Below are 17,396 nucleotides of genomic sequence, written 5' to 3' on the forward strand. Positions count from 1 at the left end.
ACGCCAGTCCCCCAAACTGAACGGACCCGGAACGCGATGAGCGCGTTCCCGCCCATCTTGCAGCCAAGATGCCGATCCGTTTAGAAAAGTGGGTATGTTATGGATAAACTAACGCCGCTCAAGTCCGTCCCTTCTCTGTGTGCCGTCGTCGCCGCTTTGCTTATCTGGTTTGTGATCCCCGTTCCCGAAGGCGTGGACCCCAATGCCTGGCATCTGCTGGCGCTGTTTATCGGTACTATCATCGCCATCATCGGTAAAGCCATGCCTATCGGTGCTGTTTCGGTAGTGGCGATCGCGCTGGTGGCGGTAACCGGCGTCACCAACCCCGGCAAACCCGGTGCTGCGCTCAATGATGCGCTCAGCGGATTTTCCAACCAGTTGATCTGGCTGATTGGTTTTTCGATCATGATCTCACTCAGCCTGAACAAAACCGGGCTGGGGGCGCGTATCGGTTATTACTTTATCTCGCTGTTCGGTAAAAAGACGCTGGGGATCGCCTATGCATTGACGCTGGCGGAAACCACACTGGCGCCGGTGACCCCAAGTAACACCGCGCGTGGCGGCGGGATTATCCATCCAATCATGAAGTCGATTGCCGACAGCTTCGGCTCCAAACCCGAGCTCAATACCTCCGGCAAGATTGGTCGCTATCTGTCGCTGGTAAATTACAATATCAACCCGATCACTTCGGCGATGTTTATCACTGCTACCGCGCCGAACCCATTGATCGTCAGCCTGATTGCCAAGGGTACCCATGGCAACTTCGAGCTGTCCTGGTCAATGTGGGCGGTGGCGGCACTGGTGCCGGGATTGTGCTCATTGATTGTCATGCCATTGGTGATTTACCTAATCTATCCGCCGGAGGTGAAAAGCACCCCGGACGCGCCGCGTTTCGCCCGTGAAAAGCTCCAGGCCCTGGGGCCGGTAACGCTGCCGGAGAAAATCACTCTGGCGGTGTTTGCTCTGCTGCTGGTGCTGTGGGCCGGTATTCCGGCGATGTTCTTCGGCCCGGCGCTGGCGGTCAACCCAACCACGGCGGCGCTGATTGGGTTGGCGGTGCTGCTGGCGACCGGGGTGTTGAGCTGGGAAGATGTACTCAAACACAAGGGAGCCTGGGACACGGTGGTGTGGTTCTCCGCGCTGGTGATGATGGCCAGCTTCCTCGGCAAGTTGGGGTTGATCGGCTGGCTGTCACAAACCGTGGGCAGTGGGATTGATCATATGGGGATGAGTTGGGTTGGCGGCACTATCCTGCTGACCCTCATCTATCTGTATTCGCATTACTTCTTCGCCAGCACCACTGCGCACGTCACCGCCATGTTTGCCGCGTTCTTTGCCGCAGGGATTGCACTCGGTGCTCCGCCTGCGTTGCTGGGCCTGATTCTGGCATTCTCTTCCTCGCTGATGATGTCGCTGACCCACTATGGTACCGGCACGGCACCGATTGTCTTTGGCTCCGGCTATGCGACCTTGGGTGAGTGGTGGAAAGCCGGTTTTGTGATGAGCGTGGTCAACCTGCTGATTTGGATATTGATTGGCGGGGCATGGTGGAAGTGGCTGGGGTACTGGTAATCCCCGTCATACTTGAAGCTGCCGCCGTGTTGGCTGCGTAAGTGCACCCCCGTCACTTGGGTTAGCCAAGCTCCGGGGGATTATGAGCCTCGTCCCTGAGGCTCACCCTTCAGGCCAGCGCAAGCGCTGTTCAAATCGGTTCCCGACCGATTTGTCACAAACTTGCCGCCTTGCCACAGCTCCAATTATTTAGGGTATTAGAAGATGATTAGTTCAGAAACGCGGGCTGCTGCGCCTCGTAGCGGGAAATATCCGCTTCGTGCTGCAGCGTCAGGCCGATACTGTCCAGCCCGTTAATCATGCAGTGGCGGCGGAAGCTGTCGATCTCGAACGGATAGCTTTTGCCACCGGCCTTGACCGTCTGGTTTTCCAAATCAACTTCAAATTCAATGCCTTCATTGCCAGCTACCAGCTGGAACAGCGTTTCCACATCCTGTTCGTTCAGCTTAACCGGCAGCAGCTGGTTGTTGAGTGAGTTGCCGTAGAAGATATCGGCAAAGCTGGGGGCAATCACCACTCTAAAGCCGTAGTCGGTCAGCGCCCAGGGCGCGTGCTCGCGTGATGAGCCGCAGCCGAAGTTTTCACGGGCCAGCAAAATGCTGGCACCTTTGTAGCGTGGTTTGTTCAGTACAAACTCCGGGTTTGGCTGCTGGCCGGCATCGTCCAGAAAACGCCAGTCGTTAAACAGGTGTTTACCAAAACCGGTGCGCGTCACCTTCTGCAAAAACTGTTTTGGAATAATGGCATCGGTATCGACGTTCGCCGCATCCAAAGGCACCACTAAACCAGTATGTTGAGTAAATTTAGCCACGGTAGCCTTCCTTAGTGAATATCACGGATATCGGCGAAATGACCGGCAATAGCAGCCGCTGCGGCCATTGCTGGGCTGACCAGGTGAGTACGCCCACCGCGGCCCTGACGCCCTTCAAAGTTACGGTTGCTGGTGGAGGCACAGCGTTCGCCGGGGTTCAGGCGGTCATTGTTCATCGCCAGACACATCGAACAGCCCGGCAGGCGCCATTCAAAACCGGCATCGATAAAGATTTTATCCAGGCCTTCGGCTTCCGCCTGCGCTTTTACCGGGCCGGAGCCTGGCACCACGATGGCCTGAACACCGCTGGCAACCTTGCGGCCTTTGGCGATGGCCGCCGCTGCACGTAAGTCTTCAATGCGTGAGTTGGTGCAGGAACCGATGAAGACTTTATCGATCGGTACCTCTGTCAGTTTGATGCCCGGTTTCAGATCCATATAGGCCAGGGCTTTTTCGGCCGAGGCACGCTCTCCCGGATCGCTGAACGACTCAGGGGCGGGGATGGTCTGGTTGACGGCGATAACCTGCCCAGGGTTGGTGCCCCAGGTCACCTGTGGCGCGATGTCTTCCGCGCGCAGGGTGACAACGGTATCGAATTTGGCATCGTCATCGGATTTCAGCGTGCGCCAGGAGGCAACGGCCTGTTCCCAGTTGTCGCCGGTGGGGGCAAACTGACGGCCCTTCAGGTAATCAAATGTGGTGTCGTCCGGCGCAACCAACCCGGCTTTGGCACCCATTTCGATCGCCATATTGCACAGCGTCATACGCCCTTCCATGCTCAACGCCTGAATGGCCTTGCCACAGAATTCCACTACGTGGCCGGTGCCGCCGGCACTGCCGGTTTTGCCGATCACTGCCAACACGATGTCTTTGGCGGTGATGCCATCGGCCGCGTCGCCGGTTACTTCAATTTTCATGGTCTTGGCGCGGCCCTGCTTCAGGGTTTGGGTTGCCAACACGTGCTCCACTTCGGAGGTGCCGATACCAAACGCCAGCGAACCGAAAGCCCCGTGAGTCGCGGTGTGGGAGTCGCCGCAGACGATGGTCATACCCGGCAGCGTCATGCCCTGTTCCGGACCGATCACGTGCACGATGCCTTGGTACGGGTGGTTCAGGTCATACAGCAATACGCCAAACTCTTCGCAGTTCTTGATCAGTTCCTGCATCTGAATGCGTGCCATCTCGCCGCTGGCGTTGATGTCTTTGGTTTGGGTAGAGACGTTGTGGTCCATGGTGGCAAAAGTCTTGCCCGGCTGACGCACTTTTCGGCCCATGGCGCGCAGACCGTCGAAGGCCTGCGGTGAAGTCACTTCGTGTACCAGGTGGCGATCGATATACAACAGCGGGGTTTCTTCCGGCGCTGAGTAGACCACGTGGGCATCGTATAATTTCTGATATAAAGTTTTAGACATGTTATGCCCCCTGAGCGACAAAGCGGGCGATGATGTCACCCATTTCATCGGTGCTGATAGCTGGGCCGACACCGGCCAGATCGGCGGTGCGGTAACCTTGTTCCAGTGCCTGATTGATGGCTTGCTCAACGGCGTCGGCCGCCTCAGTAGCGCCCAGGCTGTAACGCAGCAGCAGGGTGGCAGACAGGATCTGGGCTATCGGGTTGGCAATGCCTTTACCCGCGATATCCGGCGCTGAGCCACCGGCCGGCTCGTACAGACCAAAGCCCTGTTCGTTCAGGCTGGCGGAAGGCAGCATGCCCATCGAGCCGGTGATCATCGCGCATTCGTCGGACAGAATGTCGCCGAACAGGTTGGAACACAGCAGAACGTCGAACTGGGACGGATCTTTTATTAACTGCATGGTGGCGTTGTCGATGTACATATGTGACAGCGACACGTCCGGGTAATCCTGGGCGACCTGATTAACCACTTCGCGCCACAAAATGGAGCTTTGCAGTACGTTGGCTTTATCAATCGAGGTCACTTTGTTGCGGCGCTTGCGGGCAGACTCGAAGGCGATGCGGGCAATACGCTCGATCTCGAAGCGGTGATACACCTCGGTATCGAAGGCGCGTTCCTGCTGGCCCTGGCCTTCGCGGCCTTTCGGCTGGCCAAAGTAGATGCCGCCGGTCAGTTCACGCACGCACAGAATATCGAAACCGCGGGCGGCGATATCGGCGCGCAGTGGACAGAATTCTTCCAGCCCCTGATACAAACGGGCAGGGCGCAGGTTGCTGAACAATTTGAAGTGCTTACGCAACGGCAGCAAAGCGCCACGCTCAGGCTGCTCCGCCGGCGGCAGGTGTTCCCACTTCGGGCCACCGACCGAGCCGAACAGGATGGCGTCGGCCTGCTCGCAACCGGCGAGGGTGGCCGGGGGCAGCGGGCTGCCATGGCGATCGATGGCGATGCCACCGACGTCATACTCTGCTTCGGTGATGCGGATATCAAAGCGCTGACGCACTGCGTTCAACACTTTACGCGCCTGGACCATTACTTCCGGGCCGATTCCGTCTCCGGGCAAGACGGCAATGTGGTAAGTCTTCGTCATGTTCACACCGTTTCCTGATTATTTTGATGTTTGCTTTGCTGCAGGCGCTGTTTTGCTTTTTCTACTTGCTGGGAGCGCCAAATGTTGTTCAATACGTGCACCATCGCCTTGGCGGAGGATTCCACGATGTCGGTCGCCAGACCCACGCCGTGGAAGCGGCGGCCGTTGTAGGACACCACGATATCCACCTGGCCCAGTGCGTCACGGCCCTGGCCTTTGGCGGTTAACTGGTACTTCACCAGTTCGATGGGATAACCGGTAATGCGGTTGATGGCCTGATAAACTGCGTCAACCGGCCCATTGCCAGTGGCCGCTTCGGCTTTTTCTTCTTCGCCACAGATCAGTTTCACCGATGCGGTGGCCATGATGCTGCTGCCTGACTGCACGCTGAAGTAGTCCAGGCTGAAATGCTCGGGCTCTTCCTGCTGCTTATTAATGAAAGCCAGAGCTTCCAGATCGTAATCGAATACCTGACCTTTCTTATCGGCCAGTTTCAGGAAGGCGGCGTACAGATTGTCCAGGTTGTAGTCTTGTTCTTGGTAGCCCATCTCTTCCATTCGGTGTTTCACCGCAGCGCGGCCGGAACGAGAGGTCAGGTTCAACTGCACATCTTTCAGACCGATGGTCTGTGGCGACATTATTTCGTAGTTCTCACGATTTTTCAGCACGCCGTCCTGATGAATGCCAGAGGAGTGGGCGAAGGCATTGGAACCCACGATAGCCTTGTTGGCCGGGATCGGCATGTTGCACAGCTGGCTGACGATTTGGCTGGTGCGGAAGATTTCCTGATGGTTGATGTTGGTATGCACGTTCATGATGTCCTGGCGCACTTTGATCGCCATGATCACTTCTTCCAGCGAGGTATTGCCTGCGCGTTCACCAATGCCGTTCAAGGTGCCTTCTACCTGGCGAGCACCTGCCTGCACCGCGGCGATGGAGTTGCCGACCGCCATACCCAGGTCGTCGTGGCAGTGCACAGAGATAATGGCTTTATCGATATTCGGTACGCGGTCATACAGGGTAGTGATAATGCCACCAAACTGGTTCGGCGTGGTGTAACCCACGGTATCAGGAATGTTAATGGTGGTGGCACCGGCATTGATGGCGGCTTCTACCACGCGGCACAGGTTATCGATTGGTGTACGGCCAGCGTCTTCACAAGAGAATTCTACGTCGTCGGTGTAATTACGGGCGCGTTTCACCGAGCGGATCGCCATCTCCAGCACTTCGTCGAACGAGCGCTTCAATTTTGATTCAATATGCAGGGTTGAGGTGGCCAAGAACACGTGAATACGGAAGGCTTCGGCTACGCGCAACGCTTCGGCTGCGACGTCGATATCTTTATCCACACAACGGGCAAGGCCACATACGCGGCTGTTTTTAATCTGGCGGGCGATGGTTTGCACAGATTCAAAATCGCCCGGCGAGGAGACCGGGAAGCCGACTTCCATGACGTCGACACCCATTCTTTCCAGCGCCATCGCGATCTGAATCTTCTCTTTCACGCTCAGGCTGGCTTGCAGAGCTTGTTCACCATCACGCAGCGTTGTATCGAAAATAATGACTTGTTGGCTCATCAGGGTGGTTCCTTATCGTGTTTATTTCACGCTAAGCGGGTAAAAAAAAACCCGCGCAGTAGCGCGGGTTTGTTATGAGGTGGGCTGAATCAGTTCTGAACTGCGTCCACCGGCATACCGCGCAAACAAGATGCGTTGAGTAGTAGGCCTAGTAGACGGAAAGTAGAGTTCATGGCGGTTCAGCTCTCTAAAATAGTTTCGTTGCCTAATTTGATACGTTATTGGCTTGGTGATGTCAACACCTGATTGAAAATGAGGGTACTCCTTTACCTTCAGATTAACGGGGATTATGAACAGAGGATAGTTCGGTAAAAAATGGCATTGTCAGATAAAAAGTAAGGAAGGATTTGCGAGCCTGTTAGCATAAATTAAATGAATATATAACGCCGCAATTGCTTCTGATGTTGATTTGGTTAAAATTAAAGATGCAAATCTGCTGAAGGCGTGCTAGCCAAAAACTAAAAGTGTTGGTTTCGTATTCTCGGCGTCAATGTGTTGTTGTAAGTTATGTATTTTATGAATCATTAATAATGCTGACCGGTTGTTGGAAAACTATGGGGTGCTAATAAATAGGGTGTGATTATGCAGGTTGTTTTTTGCCTAACGATTAAATATAAATGATTACGTGCTAAGTGATAGTGTGGTGATGGGCTATTGCACAGGATTTATTTTTATGATGTGCGAAATCACTCGCAGGTAGAAAAAATAAACTTGATATGTATTATAAAAAATATTAACCATGTTTTTATATAGGATGATTCTTGAGCTCGGTTTTAAATGAATGGAGCAAGAGATAACTAATTCTACCGTGCGAAATTTATCTGGCGATGTCTTGTCATTTTATTACACGCGGGGAATTATCTACACAGGACTTAGTGGAGTGGGATATGTCGGAATGTAATTCAGAAGTTGTTATCGATAAAGAAACCAGCGAACTGCATTTGCGCAGTGTCGATCTGAATTTGCTCACCGTGTTTGATGCCGTTATGCAGATGCAGAACATTACCCGGGCGGCGAGCTTTTTGGGGATGTCGCAGCCGGCAGTGAGCAACGCCGTTGCACGTTTAAAGCTGATGTTTAATGACGAGTTGTTCGTCCGCTGTGGGCGTGGGATCCAGCCCACAGTGCGGGCTAAGCAACTGTTTGGGCCGGTTCGTCAGGCGTTGCAGCTGGTGCAAAATGAGTTGCCCGGCGCGGAGTTTGAACCCTTTACCAGTGAGCGAGTCTTCTCCATCGCCATTTGCAGTCCGCTTGATTTGCGTTTGGGGGCTACCATAATCAATCACATGAGGGAAATTGCGCCTCATACCCATTTAAAAATAAAGTCATATATAACCAATAACATCGATAACCAATTGCGCTACCAGGAGGTTGAGTTCGTTGTTGGCTATGCCAGCTTTGAGTCTTCAGAGTTTAAAAGTATGGCGCTTTTTGATGACGAGTTGGTGCTGGTGCTTTCTAGGAAACATCCGAGGATAGAAAAGTCCATCACGCCGGAACAAATCCTGGCGGAGCAACATGCGGTGGTTTCACTCGAGAGTTTTTATTCTTTCAGTAAACCCTACTATATAGAAGAAGCCATGCAACAAGTCGTGGCTCAACAATGTACTGATTTATACAGCGTACTGAATATAGTATCCAGTACTGACATGATCGCCATTGTTCCAGCCTGGCTTGCTCGACAGCAGGCTGAATCCTTGCAGCTGCGTTTTATTCCTTTACCCTGGAATGAAAACAAGGTGACCTGTTATCTGTCCTGGCATGAGTCGGTTGAACGGGATAAGGGACATCAATGGATGAAAGTGATGCTTGGCCAGTCTGATTTGACTGAATAAATCAGCCTATTATTACCCCCGAGGTGGTATTTTTTCCATTGGGGGAATAATTTTTCCGTACGTTTTTTAAGAATTGTCTTGGTTTTTTTCTAAGATAAATCTTGGCTTACCTGTGCTAAATTAACCGCTTCCGAAAGATTTCGATAGTTTCATTAAAAAATATCATTATAAAATTATCTGCTGAGATATTTATTCCATCTGGTTTTTTTATCTGTTTACCTCGCTGCCTGTCGAGCACCCATTTTGTGAGCTAAATAAAACCTTTTCATCGCCCCTCTGTCCAACTGGAGGATGCGGTGAAAATAACCTGATTTTTAGCTCACACTTCTACGCTGAAATCTCTTTTCCCGCCGCCGCGGAGTAGGTAGACTGCGCGAAAAAAAGTAAGCACGTGTAAGCTGAGATGCAGAGCCAGATGTCCTGCTCAACGCTAACTGTTTGATTCATTTCAGGCTCAGGGCGCTATGATCAATAATCTGCTGCAATACCATTTAACTCACCGTATACAGCACCAAATTTCCCAGCGTGCCGACCGCACAGCTTTTCGCCAATGGTCTCCCAGCGGCGAGAGCCAACTGACCTGGCGACAGGTCGATACGCATATCAACCGTATCGTCAGTGCGCTGCTGGCTTTGGGGACCGACGTGCAGGAACGTATCGCGATCTTTGCCAATAACTGCATGGCTTGGTCGTTGGCGGATTTGGCCGTGCTGCGGTTACGTGGGGTCAGCGTACCGCTGTATGCCACCAATACGCCGGCTCAGGCGGCTTTTATCATTAATGACGCCGATATCCGCATTCTGTTCGTTGGCGAGCAGGCTCAAGTGGACGCCGCCATCGCGTTGCGCGGTGTCTGCCCGCAACTGCTCCACATTATTGTATTTGATGACGCCGCCGATCTGCGCGGTTGTGAGATTGCTCAACACCTGAGTACTTTTGAGCGCGAAGCAGATCTGGCGGCGTTTGAATCGCAGTTACAGCAACGCATTGCCGATTGCTGCCTGCAGGATCTGTTTACGCTGATCTATACCTCCGGTACCACCGGCGAACCCAAAGGGGTAATGCTGGATTACCGTAACCTAGCGGCACAGCTTTATCTGCACGATGAGCGGCTGACGGTAAATGAAGAAGATGTCTCTCTCAGTTTCCTGCCGATGTCGCATGTTTTCGAACGTGCCTGGAGCTTCTTCATTATGCATTCCGGCGCGCAAAACGTGTTTTTGCCGAATACCGATTGGGTGCGTGAAGCCATGACGGCGGTACGTCCGACGCTGATGTGCGCGGTACCGCGTTTCTATGAAAAAATCTTCAGTGCGGTGCACGAGAAAGTTGCGCGAGCCCCCTGGTTGCGTCGGGCTCTGTTCCATTGGGCGATTGTCTGTGGTGAACGCAAGTTTTTACAGGAACGCGCCGGTAAACCACTGGGCAAGCTGTTTGATCTTTCCTACCGCTGGGCCGACAAACTGGTACTGAGCAAACTGCGCGGGATCCTCGGTGGGCGGGTGCGCTTTTTGCCGGCCGCCGGTGCCAAACTGGACGACAACGTCATTCTGTTTTTCCAGGCGATGGGCATTAACATCAAATATGGCTATGGCATGACCGAGACCTGCGCCACCGTTTCCTGCTGGGAAGAGAGCAATTTCCGCTTTGGCTCGATTGGTAAACCGCTGCCAGGGGTTGAGGTGCGTATTGGCGAGGAAAATGAAATTCAGGTGCGTGGCCTGGTGGTGATGCGCGGTTATTTCAATAAGCCGCTGGAAACCGCCGCCTCCTTTACTGCAGATGGCTGGTTGAAGACCGGTGACGCCGGTGCCATAGATGAAGGGGGAAATCTGTTTATCACCGAGCGTCTTAAGGATCTGATGAAAACCTCCGGCGGCAAGTATATTGCGCCGCAGATGCTTGAAGGCACGCTGGCGCAGGATCGCTTTATCGAACAGGTGGCGATTATCGCGGATGCCCGCAAATTTGTCTCCGCTTTGATTGTGCCCAGTTTTGAATCGCTGGAAGAATATGCCAAATCCATCAACCTGAAATACCAGGATCGGCTTGAATTGCTGCGCCACAGCCATATTCTGGAAATGTTCGAAAGCCGTCTGCGTGAGATGCAAAAAGAGTTGGCACGGTTCGAACAGGTGAAGAAGTTTACCCTGCTGCCGGCGGCCTTTTCGATGGAGTTGGGTGAGCTGACGCCAACGCTAAAGCTGCGTCGTAAGGTGATTTTGCAGCGCTACCAGAGTGAGATTGACTCGATGTACCAGGATAAGACTTAATTCTTTTGCCGGGGCAGATAATCCGGTTAAAAAATCAACATCATTCTTGCCTGATATAGTTCTGTAATTCTCCACCTGACTGAAACAATGCCTAGCCCGATTTGCCGGCGGCTAGTGCATTGTTTTTGTAAATCCCCGATCCCCAGCCCGTTGCTAGTAACCTTTCTTTTGTTGTGCCATTTTGCCGTTTGCCTGCCTTATCTTCTGACGTTATGTTAATGGGTTATAGTCAATCCATAAAAATTTTGGGGTATTGCCCCACAACAGGTGCCACGTTCCGGTGCCAGATAAGAATAAGTTAGCCTGGAGGCAAACCCATGGAGATGTTGTCAGGAGCCGAGATGGTCGTCCGATCGTTGATCGATCAAGGCGTTAAGCATGTATTCGGTTATCCGGGCGGGGCGGTACTCGATATCTACGACGCCCTGCATACGGTCGGAGGGATCGACCACATATTGGTGCGCCATGAGCAAGGTGCGGTGCATATGGCCGATGGCTATGCGCGTGCGACCGGTGAGGTGGGGGTAGTGCTGGTGACTTCTGGCCCTGGAGCGACCAATGCGATCACCGGTATTGCAACCGCCTATATGGACTCCATTCCGATGGTGGTGCTTTCCGGTCAGGTTCCCAGCTCGCTGATTGGCTATGATGCCTTCCAGGAGTGCGACATGGTCGGGATTTCTCGCCCGGTGGTGAAACACAGCTTCTTGGTCAAACGTACCGAAGATATTCCCGGCATACTGAAAAAGGCTTTTTATCTGGCCTCAACCGGCCGCCCTGGACCGGTGGTGATCGACTTGCCGAAAGACATCGTGGGCCCGGCAGTGAGAATGCCTTACGCCTATCCGCAGGAAGTGAGCATGCGTTCCTATAACCCGACGGTGCAAGGGCACCGCGGGCAGATCAAGCGAGCACTGCACACCATTCTGACGGCTAAAAAGCCTGTTATGTACGTCGGTGGCGGGGCGATCAACTCGGCCTGTGACGCTGAGCTGCTGGAACTGGCGGAGAAGCTGAATCTGCCGGTCACCTGTACCCTGATGGGGTTAGGCGCCTTCCCCGGCACGCATCGGCAGAGCGTAGGAATGCTCGGCATGCATGGGACTTATGAAGCCAACAAAACCATGCATAATTCTGACGTGATCTTTGCCGTCGGCGTGCGTTTTGACGATCGCACCACCAACAACCTGGCCAAATACTGCCCGAACGCTACCGTGTTGCACATCGACATCGACCCTACCTCAATTTCCAAGACGGTAGACGCCGATATTCCGATTGTCGGTGACGCCAAACAGGTGTTGACCCAGATGTTGGAGCTGCTGGCGCAGGAAGATAAAGCGCAGGACCACGATGCGTTGCGCGACTGGTGGCAGTCTATCGAACAGTGGCGTGCGCGTGATTGCCTGGGCTACGACAAAAACAGCGGCACCATTAAGCCGCAGGCAGTGATCGAAACCCTGCATCGGTTGACCAAGGGGGGCGCTTATGTCACCTCCGATGTCGGTCAGCACCAGATGTTCGCGGCACTCTATTACCCGTTCGACAAACCACGCCGCTGGATCAACTCCGGCGGATTGGGCACCATGGGCTTTGGTCTGCCAGCGGCGCTGGGCGTGAAGCTGGCGCTACCTGACGAAACCGTGGTCTGTGTCACCGGCGACGGCAGTATCCAGATGAACATTCAGGAACTGTCCACCGCGCTGCAATACAACCTGCCGGTGATCGTAGTGAATCTTAATAACCGCTATCTGGGCATGGTGAAGCAGTGGCAGGACATGATTTATTCCGGCCGTCACTCCCAGTCTTATATGGATTCCTTGCCGGACTTCGTCAAACTGGCCGAGGCTTACGGCCACGTGGGCATCGCCATTCGCACGCCGGATGAACTGGAAAGCAAACTGGCTCAGGCGCTGGCCGAGAAAGAGCGCCTGGTATTTGTCGACGTGACCGTCGATGAAACCGAACATGTTTACCCAATGCAGATTCGTGGTGGAAGCATGGACGAAATGTGGTTAAGCAAAACGGAGAGGACCTGATCATGCGCCGTATTTTATCTGTATTGCTGGAAAATGAATCCGGTGCGTTATCGCGTGTGGTGGGTTTGTTCTCTCAGCGCGGTTACAACATTGAAAGCCTGACGGTAGCACCGACCGACGACCCCACTCTGTCACGTATGACGATTCAAACCGTCGGCGATGAGAAGGTATTGGAGCAGATCGAAAAACAGCTGCACAAGCTGGTGGACGTGCTGCGCGTTAGTGAACTGGTCCAGGGTGCTCACGTTGAGCGTGAAATCATGCTGGTGAAGCTGCAGGCCAGCGGTTATGGCAGGGAAGAGGTGAAACGCTGCGCCGACATTTTCCGCGGTCAAATTGTTGACGTCACGGCCACGCTGTACACCGTTCAGCTGGCGGGCACCAGCGACAAGCTGGATGCGTTCCTGAGCGCGGTGCGTGAAGTGGCCGAAATTGTTGAAGTGGCACGTTCCGGTGTGGTCGGCGTGTCGCGCGGCGATAAAATCATGCGCTGAGGCGTGATATTGGCATAATCTAAGGGCGCGGCTAGGCTGCGCCCTTTGTTTTTCGGGGTTTTTTGCCCGTTTGCTGGCACCTTTCGGCAAAAGCGGTTGCTAGGTAGTGTTTTCTGCGGTTAGATCGCAGAGGCTGGATTGAATAACCGCACAGGATGCGATGGTTAATCCGAGCATGATTTTCACTTCTATTTTCAGCGTCATTAAGGGGTTAACGTGAAACTGGATGAAATCGCCCGTCTCGCAGGCGTTTCGCGCACCACGGCCAGTTATGTCATCAACGGCAAGGCGAAGCAGTATCGTGTCAGCGATAAAACCGTCGAAAAAGTGATGGCCGTGGTCAGGGAGCACAACTATCACCCGAATGCCGTCGCGGCAGGGCTGCGCGCAGGGCGAACTCGTTCAATCGGTCTGGTGATACCGGATCTGGAAAACACCAGCTACACCCGCATCGCCAATTATCTGGAGCGTCAGGCCCGTCAGCGTGGTTATCAACTGTTGATTGCCTGTTCGGAAGATCAGCCGGATAACGAAATGCGCTGTATTGAGCATCTGCTGCAACGCCAGGTCGACGCGTTAATCGTTTCTACCGCCTTGCCGCCGGAGCATCCGTTCTATCAGCGCTGGGCCAATGATCCGCTGCCAATTATCGCACTGGATCGGGCGCTGGATCGCGAGCATTTCATCAGCGTGGTAGGGGCCGACCAAGAGGATTCCTTCGCACTGGCGCAAGAACTTCGCACCTTCCCGGCGGAGTCGGTACTGTATCTGGGAGCATTGCCGGAGCTTTCCGTCAGCTTCCTGCGTGAGCAGGGCTTCCGCGAAGCCTGGCAGGATGACGAACGACCTGTCGACTATCTGTATGCCAACAGCTATGAGCGTGAGGCGGCCGGCGTGCTGTTTGCCGAATGGCTGAAAACCCATCCGATGCCCCAGGCGTTGTTCACTACCTCATTCTCTTTACTGCAAGGTGTGATGGATGTGACGCTGAAGCAACGTGGCCGTTTGCCGACCGACCTGGCGATCGCCACCTTCGGCGATCACGAGCTGCTGGACTTCCTCGAGTGTCCGGTTCTGGCGGTCGCTCAGCGCCACCGTGACGTGGCTGAGCGGGTACTTGAACTGGTACTGGCCAGCCTGGATGAGCCGCGTAAACCCAAACCGGGTCTGACGCGTATCCGCCGTAATTTGTTCCGCCGCGGCAGCCTTAGCCGGAAGTAAACCCAAACAGGAGCGCCCCGTTGCGCTCCTGCTTCACACGTAGCCCGCCACCCTGAACAACTTTCTGCAGTATTCGAGAAAATAGCCATACACCACGCCCATTCCCATTGATACCACGGCGTTGCTGATCACCGCCGTGATGATTTGTTGCCCATCGGCACCGACGCTCCACAAGATGGCGGCATAGACCGGTGATTGGAAACTGACATAGGCCAACAGATCGGCCAGGTTACGCAGTAAAAAGGGTTGGCGATGGAAGCGCCTGGCGACACGGAGAAACAGATCGCGATAGCGCCCATAAGGCCAGGCGATCAGGATATTTACCGGGATCGACAGCAAACGGGATGAGAGTGATTGTTGAAAGTTCATACCGGACACCAGCATTTCTATCGCCATGCCGGCGATGAAGCAGTACACCACCAGTGCAAAAGTATCGGCAGCGGCGCTGCGCCAGTGAGCAACAGGCGAAAGCATGATGCAATCTCCATGATTTTTTGTTAATGTTTTGTTTATTTTTTGTTTTTTGGTTGTTAATTTTTATTTTTTCTTCTTCTTGTAGTTTACGATTCTGACTTTAATTGGATAAGTAGCTTAATATTTTTATTTAAAGGCGTTGCGTGGTTTTTGTGCTGAGCTCTGGCTGAGGAATATGGCGCGAAGGGATTAAAAGTGGATGATTTCAAACTATTCAATTAAAAACAATGAGTTGCATTATTTTTTGCGAGGGGGCGCTTTTTCACAGTAAAAATTGTGGGAATAAATGATGTAAGGAAATGAAACCATAATTGTAAACAGGTGTTTTGAGAATAATCTCAATAAATTGATTTAAATCGAAATTAGCTCCCTTCGTAATATCCGAGCCATTTATTTTTTCAGTGAACTTATCACCGAGGCTTTAATTGAAGTAAAATAGCGGCCGGCCTGTAGCCTAATAACCGTTGAGTGTTATTAACTCAATGGCTTAAGCCCTGGTTCGGCTTTAGGGCGAGTTTGCGCCGAGCCTTGTCCGGTGCGGGTCGCACCGGGTTACAGGGATGTGATTGCCGAGCTAAAAAATGAGACATCGATTGCAGAAGGAAGTATTGAGTTAATTAATCGCCAATTTGTCAGGTTTTTAATCACGCTCTTTCCGCTTAGAAATTTCTCCCCGTTTATCATGGTGTTAATTTTTAATCATCTAATAAATAGCGTTCCTTTCGCGAGCCAGATCCCAAAATGGCCGAAGAAATATTGCCAAAGCGCTGGCGCTCTGGCTTGACAAGGTTTTCATACCCTCCGTAAACTCCATTATGTGGGAATTTGTGGGGTAAAGTGGTGAAAACGGTCGTGGAGGGGTAGCTCAGGCATGTTCCGTGGAGCAACGATGGTTAATCTCGACAGCAAAGGGCGGCTTGCCGTACCTACCCGTTACCGGGAATTGCTGAACGAGCAATCTCTAGGCCAAATGGTTTGTACCATTGACCTCCATCAGCCCTGCCTACTGCTTTACCCACTGCCCGAATGGGAAATTATTGAGCAAAAGTTATCCCGTCTGTCGAGTATGAATCCCGCCGAGCGCCGCGTTCAGCGTTTGCTGTTGGGACATGCCAGTGAGTGTCAGATGGATAGCGCCGGTCGGTTGCTGTTAGCGACAACGCTACGCCAACACGCCGGGCTTACCAAAGAAGTGATGCTGGTCGGGCAGTTCAACAAGTTTGAACTGTGGGATGAACAGACCTGGTATCAACAAGTCAAGGATGATATTGACGCAGAACAGTCGACTCAGGAACCGTTGTCTGAGCGGCTACAGGACTTGTCGCTATAAGCATGTTGGAAAATTATAAACACACCACCGTACTGTTGGATGAGGCAGTTAACGGCCTTAATATTCGCAGTAACGGCACATATATCGACGGTACTTTTGGCCGCGGTGGCCATTCGCGTCTGATTCTGTCCCAGTTGGGGCCGGAAGGGCGTTTGCTGGCAATTGACCGCGACCCACAGGCGATTGCAGCCGCCAAGTCTATTGAAGATCCTCGTTTTAGCATCGTACACGGCCCTTTTTCTGATTTGTCACACTATGTGCGGGAACGCGAACTTGTGGGGCAGATTGACGGTATTTTACTCGATCTGGGCGTTTCGTCGCCGCAGTTGGATGACGCAGAGCGCGGTTTCTCCTTCATGCGTGATGGGCCGCTGGATATGCGTATGGACTCCTCAAGCGGTCAGTCCGCCTCCGAGTGGCTAATGAAAGCGGAAGCCGACGACATTGCCTGGGTGCTGAAAACCTTTGGTGAAGAGCGTTTTGCCAAGCGTATCGCTCGCGCCATCGTGGAAAGAAATCAGGTCGACCCGATGACTCGCACCAAACAGCTGGCCGATTTGATCGCCAACGCCAGCCCGTTCCGGGACAAGCACAAGCACCCGGCAACCCGCAGTTTCCAGGCGATCCGCATCTACATCAACAGTGAGTTGGAAGAGATCGAACGTGCGCTGGACGGCGCGCTGGAAGTGCTGGCTCCGCAGGGGCGCCTGTCGGTGATCAGTTTCCACTCGCTGGAAGACCGTATCGTTAAACGCTTTATGCGCCACCACAGCCGTGGTGCTCAGGTGCCGGCCGGTATTCCGCTGACCGAAGCGCAATTGCGCAGTATGGGCGGTCGCACGCTGAAAGCGCTGGGCAAGATGATGCCTGGGGATGCTGAAGTGGCGGAAAACCCGCGCGCACGTAGCTCGGTGCTGCGTATTGCCGAGAGGATGTCCGCGTGATTGGTAACGAGCGTCATGGCCTGGTCGGGGTGATTGGCGGCGATCTGCTGCGTAACGCCAAGATCCCGTTGATTTTACTGATTGCCTCGTTGGTGTCAGCGGTGTTTGTGGTGACTACCGCGCACCGCACCCGTTTGCTCACCGCCGAGCGCGAGCAGCTGGTTTTAGAGCGAGATGCTCTGGACATTGAGTGGCGCAACCTGATTCTGGAAGAGAATGCTCTTGGGGACCACAGTCGGGTAGAGCGCATTGCTACTGAAAAACTGCAGATGCAACATGTTGATCCATCGCAGGAAAATATCATCGTTAAACAATGAATGATTT

The 17,396-nt window shown here is 53.3% G+C and carries 14 protein-coding genes; 9 read left to right on the forward strand and 5 right to left on the reverse strand.

Annotated elements, in window-relative coordinates; all coding sequences use genetic code 11:
- Window positions 1–99: 99 nt before the first annotated feature.
- Window positions 100–1,572 (forward strand): DASS family sodium-coupled anion symporter, encoded by a 1,473-nt coding sequence (locus ACUTQ5_RS11575; protein WP_445651367.1) that lies wholly within the window; start codon window positions 100–102, stop codon window positions 1,570–1,572.
- A gap of 208 nt (window positions 1,573–1,780) precedes the next feature.
- Here the strand turns inward: ACUTQ5_RS11575 and leuD are convergent, their stop codons facing one another.
- From leuD to leuA, 4 genes are read right to left on the reverse strand one after another with little or no spacing between them, the layout of a single operon-like run.
- Window positions 1,781–2,383, reverse strand: coding sequence for a 3-isopropylmalate dehydratase small subunit (gene leuD / locus ACUTQ5_RS11580; protein WP_445651368.1), 603 nt, complete (start codon window positions 2,381–2,383; stop codon window positions 1,781–1,783).
- 11 nt (window positions 2,384–2,394) lie between these two features.
- Window positions 2,395–3,795: a 3-isopropylmalate dehydratase large subunit gene (leuC, locus tag ACUTQ5_RS11585; RefSeq protein ID WP_445651369.1), complete on the reverse strand. Its 1,401-nt coding sequence runs from the start codon at window positions 3,793–3,795 to the stop codon at window positions 2,395–2,397.
- A gap of 1 nt (window position 3,796) precedes the next feature.
- Window positions 3,797–4,888: a 3-isopropylmalate dehydrogenase gene (leuB, locus tag ACUTQ5_RS11590; RefSeq protein WP_445651370.1), complete on the reverse strand. Its 1,092-nt coding sequence runs from the start codon at window positions 4,886–4,888 to the stop codon at window positions 3,797–3,799.
- Between the two features lie 2 nt (window positions 4,889–4,890).
- Entirely contained in the window at window positions 4,891–6,465 is a 1,575-nt protein-coding gene (gene leuA, locus ACUTQ5_RS11595; protein ID WP_445651371.1) for a 2-isopropylmalate synthase, read from the reverse strand.
- A gap of 887 nt (window positions 6,466–7,352) precedes the next feature.
- Between leuA and leuO the strand changes: the two genes are divergently transcribed.
- The 5 genes from leuO (at window position 7,353) to cra (ending at window position 14,324) form a co-directional block, all read left to right on the forward strand.
- The gene (gene leuO, locus ACUTQ5_RS11600; RefSeq protein WP_445651372.1) at window positions 7,353–8,300 is read left to right on the forward strand and encodes a transcriptional regulator LeuO; all 948 of its coding nucleotides are present in this window, start codon (window positions 7,353–7,355) and stop codon (window positions 8,298–8,300) included.
- A 464-nt stretch (window positions 8,301–8,764) separates the two neighbouring features.
- Window positions 8,765–10,573 (forward strand): AMP-dependent synthetase/ligase, encoded by a 1,809-nt coding sequence (locus ACUTQ5_RS11605; protein WP_445651373.1) that lies wholly within the window; start codon window positions 8,765–8,767, stop codon window positions 10,571–10,573.
- Window positions 10,574–10,890: 317 nt separating this feature from the next.
- Complete coding sequence (ilvI, locus tag ACUTQ5_RS11610) at window positions 10,891–12,609, forward strand: acetolactate synthase 3 large subunit (RefSeq protein WP_445651374.1); 1,719 nt, start codon at window positions 10,891–10,893, stop codon at window positions 12,607–12,609.
- Window positions 12,610–12,611: 2 nt separating this feature from the next.
- Window positions 12,612–13,103, forward strand: a complete 492-nt coding sequence (gene ilvN / locus ACUTQ5_RS11615) for an acetolactate synthase small subunit (RefSeq protein ID WP_004932806.1) — start codon at window positions 12,612–12,614, stop codon at window positions 13,101–13,103.
- Between the two features lie 216 nt (window positions 13,104–13,319).
- The gene (gene cra, locus ACUTQ5_RS11620) at window positions 13,320–14,324 is read left to right on the forward strand and encodes a catabolite repressor/activator (RefSeq protein WP_012005200.1); all 1,005 of its coding nucleotides are present in this window, start codon (window positions 13,320–13,322) and stop codon (window positions 14,322–14,324) included.
- A gap of 33 nt (window positions 14,325–14,357) precedes the next feature.
- Here the strand turns inward: cra and ACUTQ5_RS11625 are convergent, their stop codons facing one another.
- Complete coding sequence (locus ACUTQ5_RS11625) at window positions 14,358–14,798, reverse strand: L-alanine exporter AlaE (RefSeq protein ID WP_445651375.1); 441 nt, start codon at window positions 14,796–14,798, stop codon at window positions 14,358–14,360.
- An 871-nt stretch (window positions 14,799–15,669) separates the two neighbouring features.
- Here ACUTQ5_RS11625 and mraZ point away from each other — a divergent pair.
- From mraZ to ftsL, 3 genes are read left to right on the forward strand one after another with little or no spacing between them, the layout of a single operon-like run.
- Window positions 15,670–16,128, forward strand: a complete 459-nt coding sequence (gene mraZ, locus ACUTQ5_RS11630) for a division/cell wall cluster transcriptional repressor MraZ (protein ID WP_135315101.1) — start codon at window positions 15,670–15,672, stop codon at window positions 16,126–16,128.
- Between the two features lie 2 nt (window positions 16,129–16,130).
- Window positions 16,131–17,072, forward strand: a complete 942-nt coding sequence (gene rsmH / locus ACUTQ5_RS11635; RefSeq protein ID WP_445651376.1) for a 16S rRNA (cytosine(1402)-N(4))-methyltransferase RsmH — start codon at window positions 16,131–16,133, stop codon at window positions 17,070–17,072.
- The gene (gene ftsL / locus ACUTQ5_RS11640) at window positions 17,069–17,389 is read left to right on the forward strand and encodes a cell division protein FtsL (protein ID WP_012005204.1); all 321 of its coding nucleotides are present in this window, start codon (window positions 17,069–17,071) and stop codon (window positions 17,387–17,389) included. Before rsmH ends, ftsL begins: the two co-directional genes overlap by 4 nt.
- The last annotated feature ends 7 nt before the right edge of the window (window positions 17,390–17,396 follow it).

Source organism: Serratia sp. NA_112.1, from assembly GCF_052691715.1.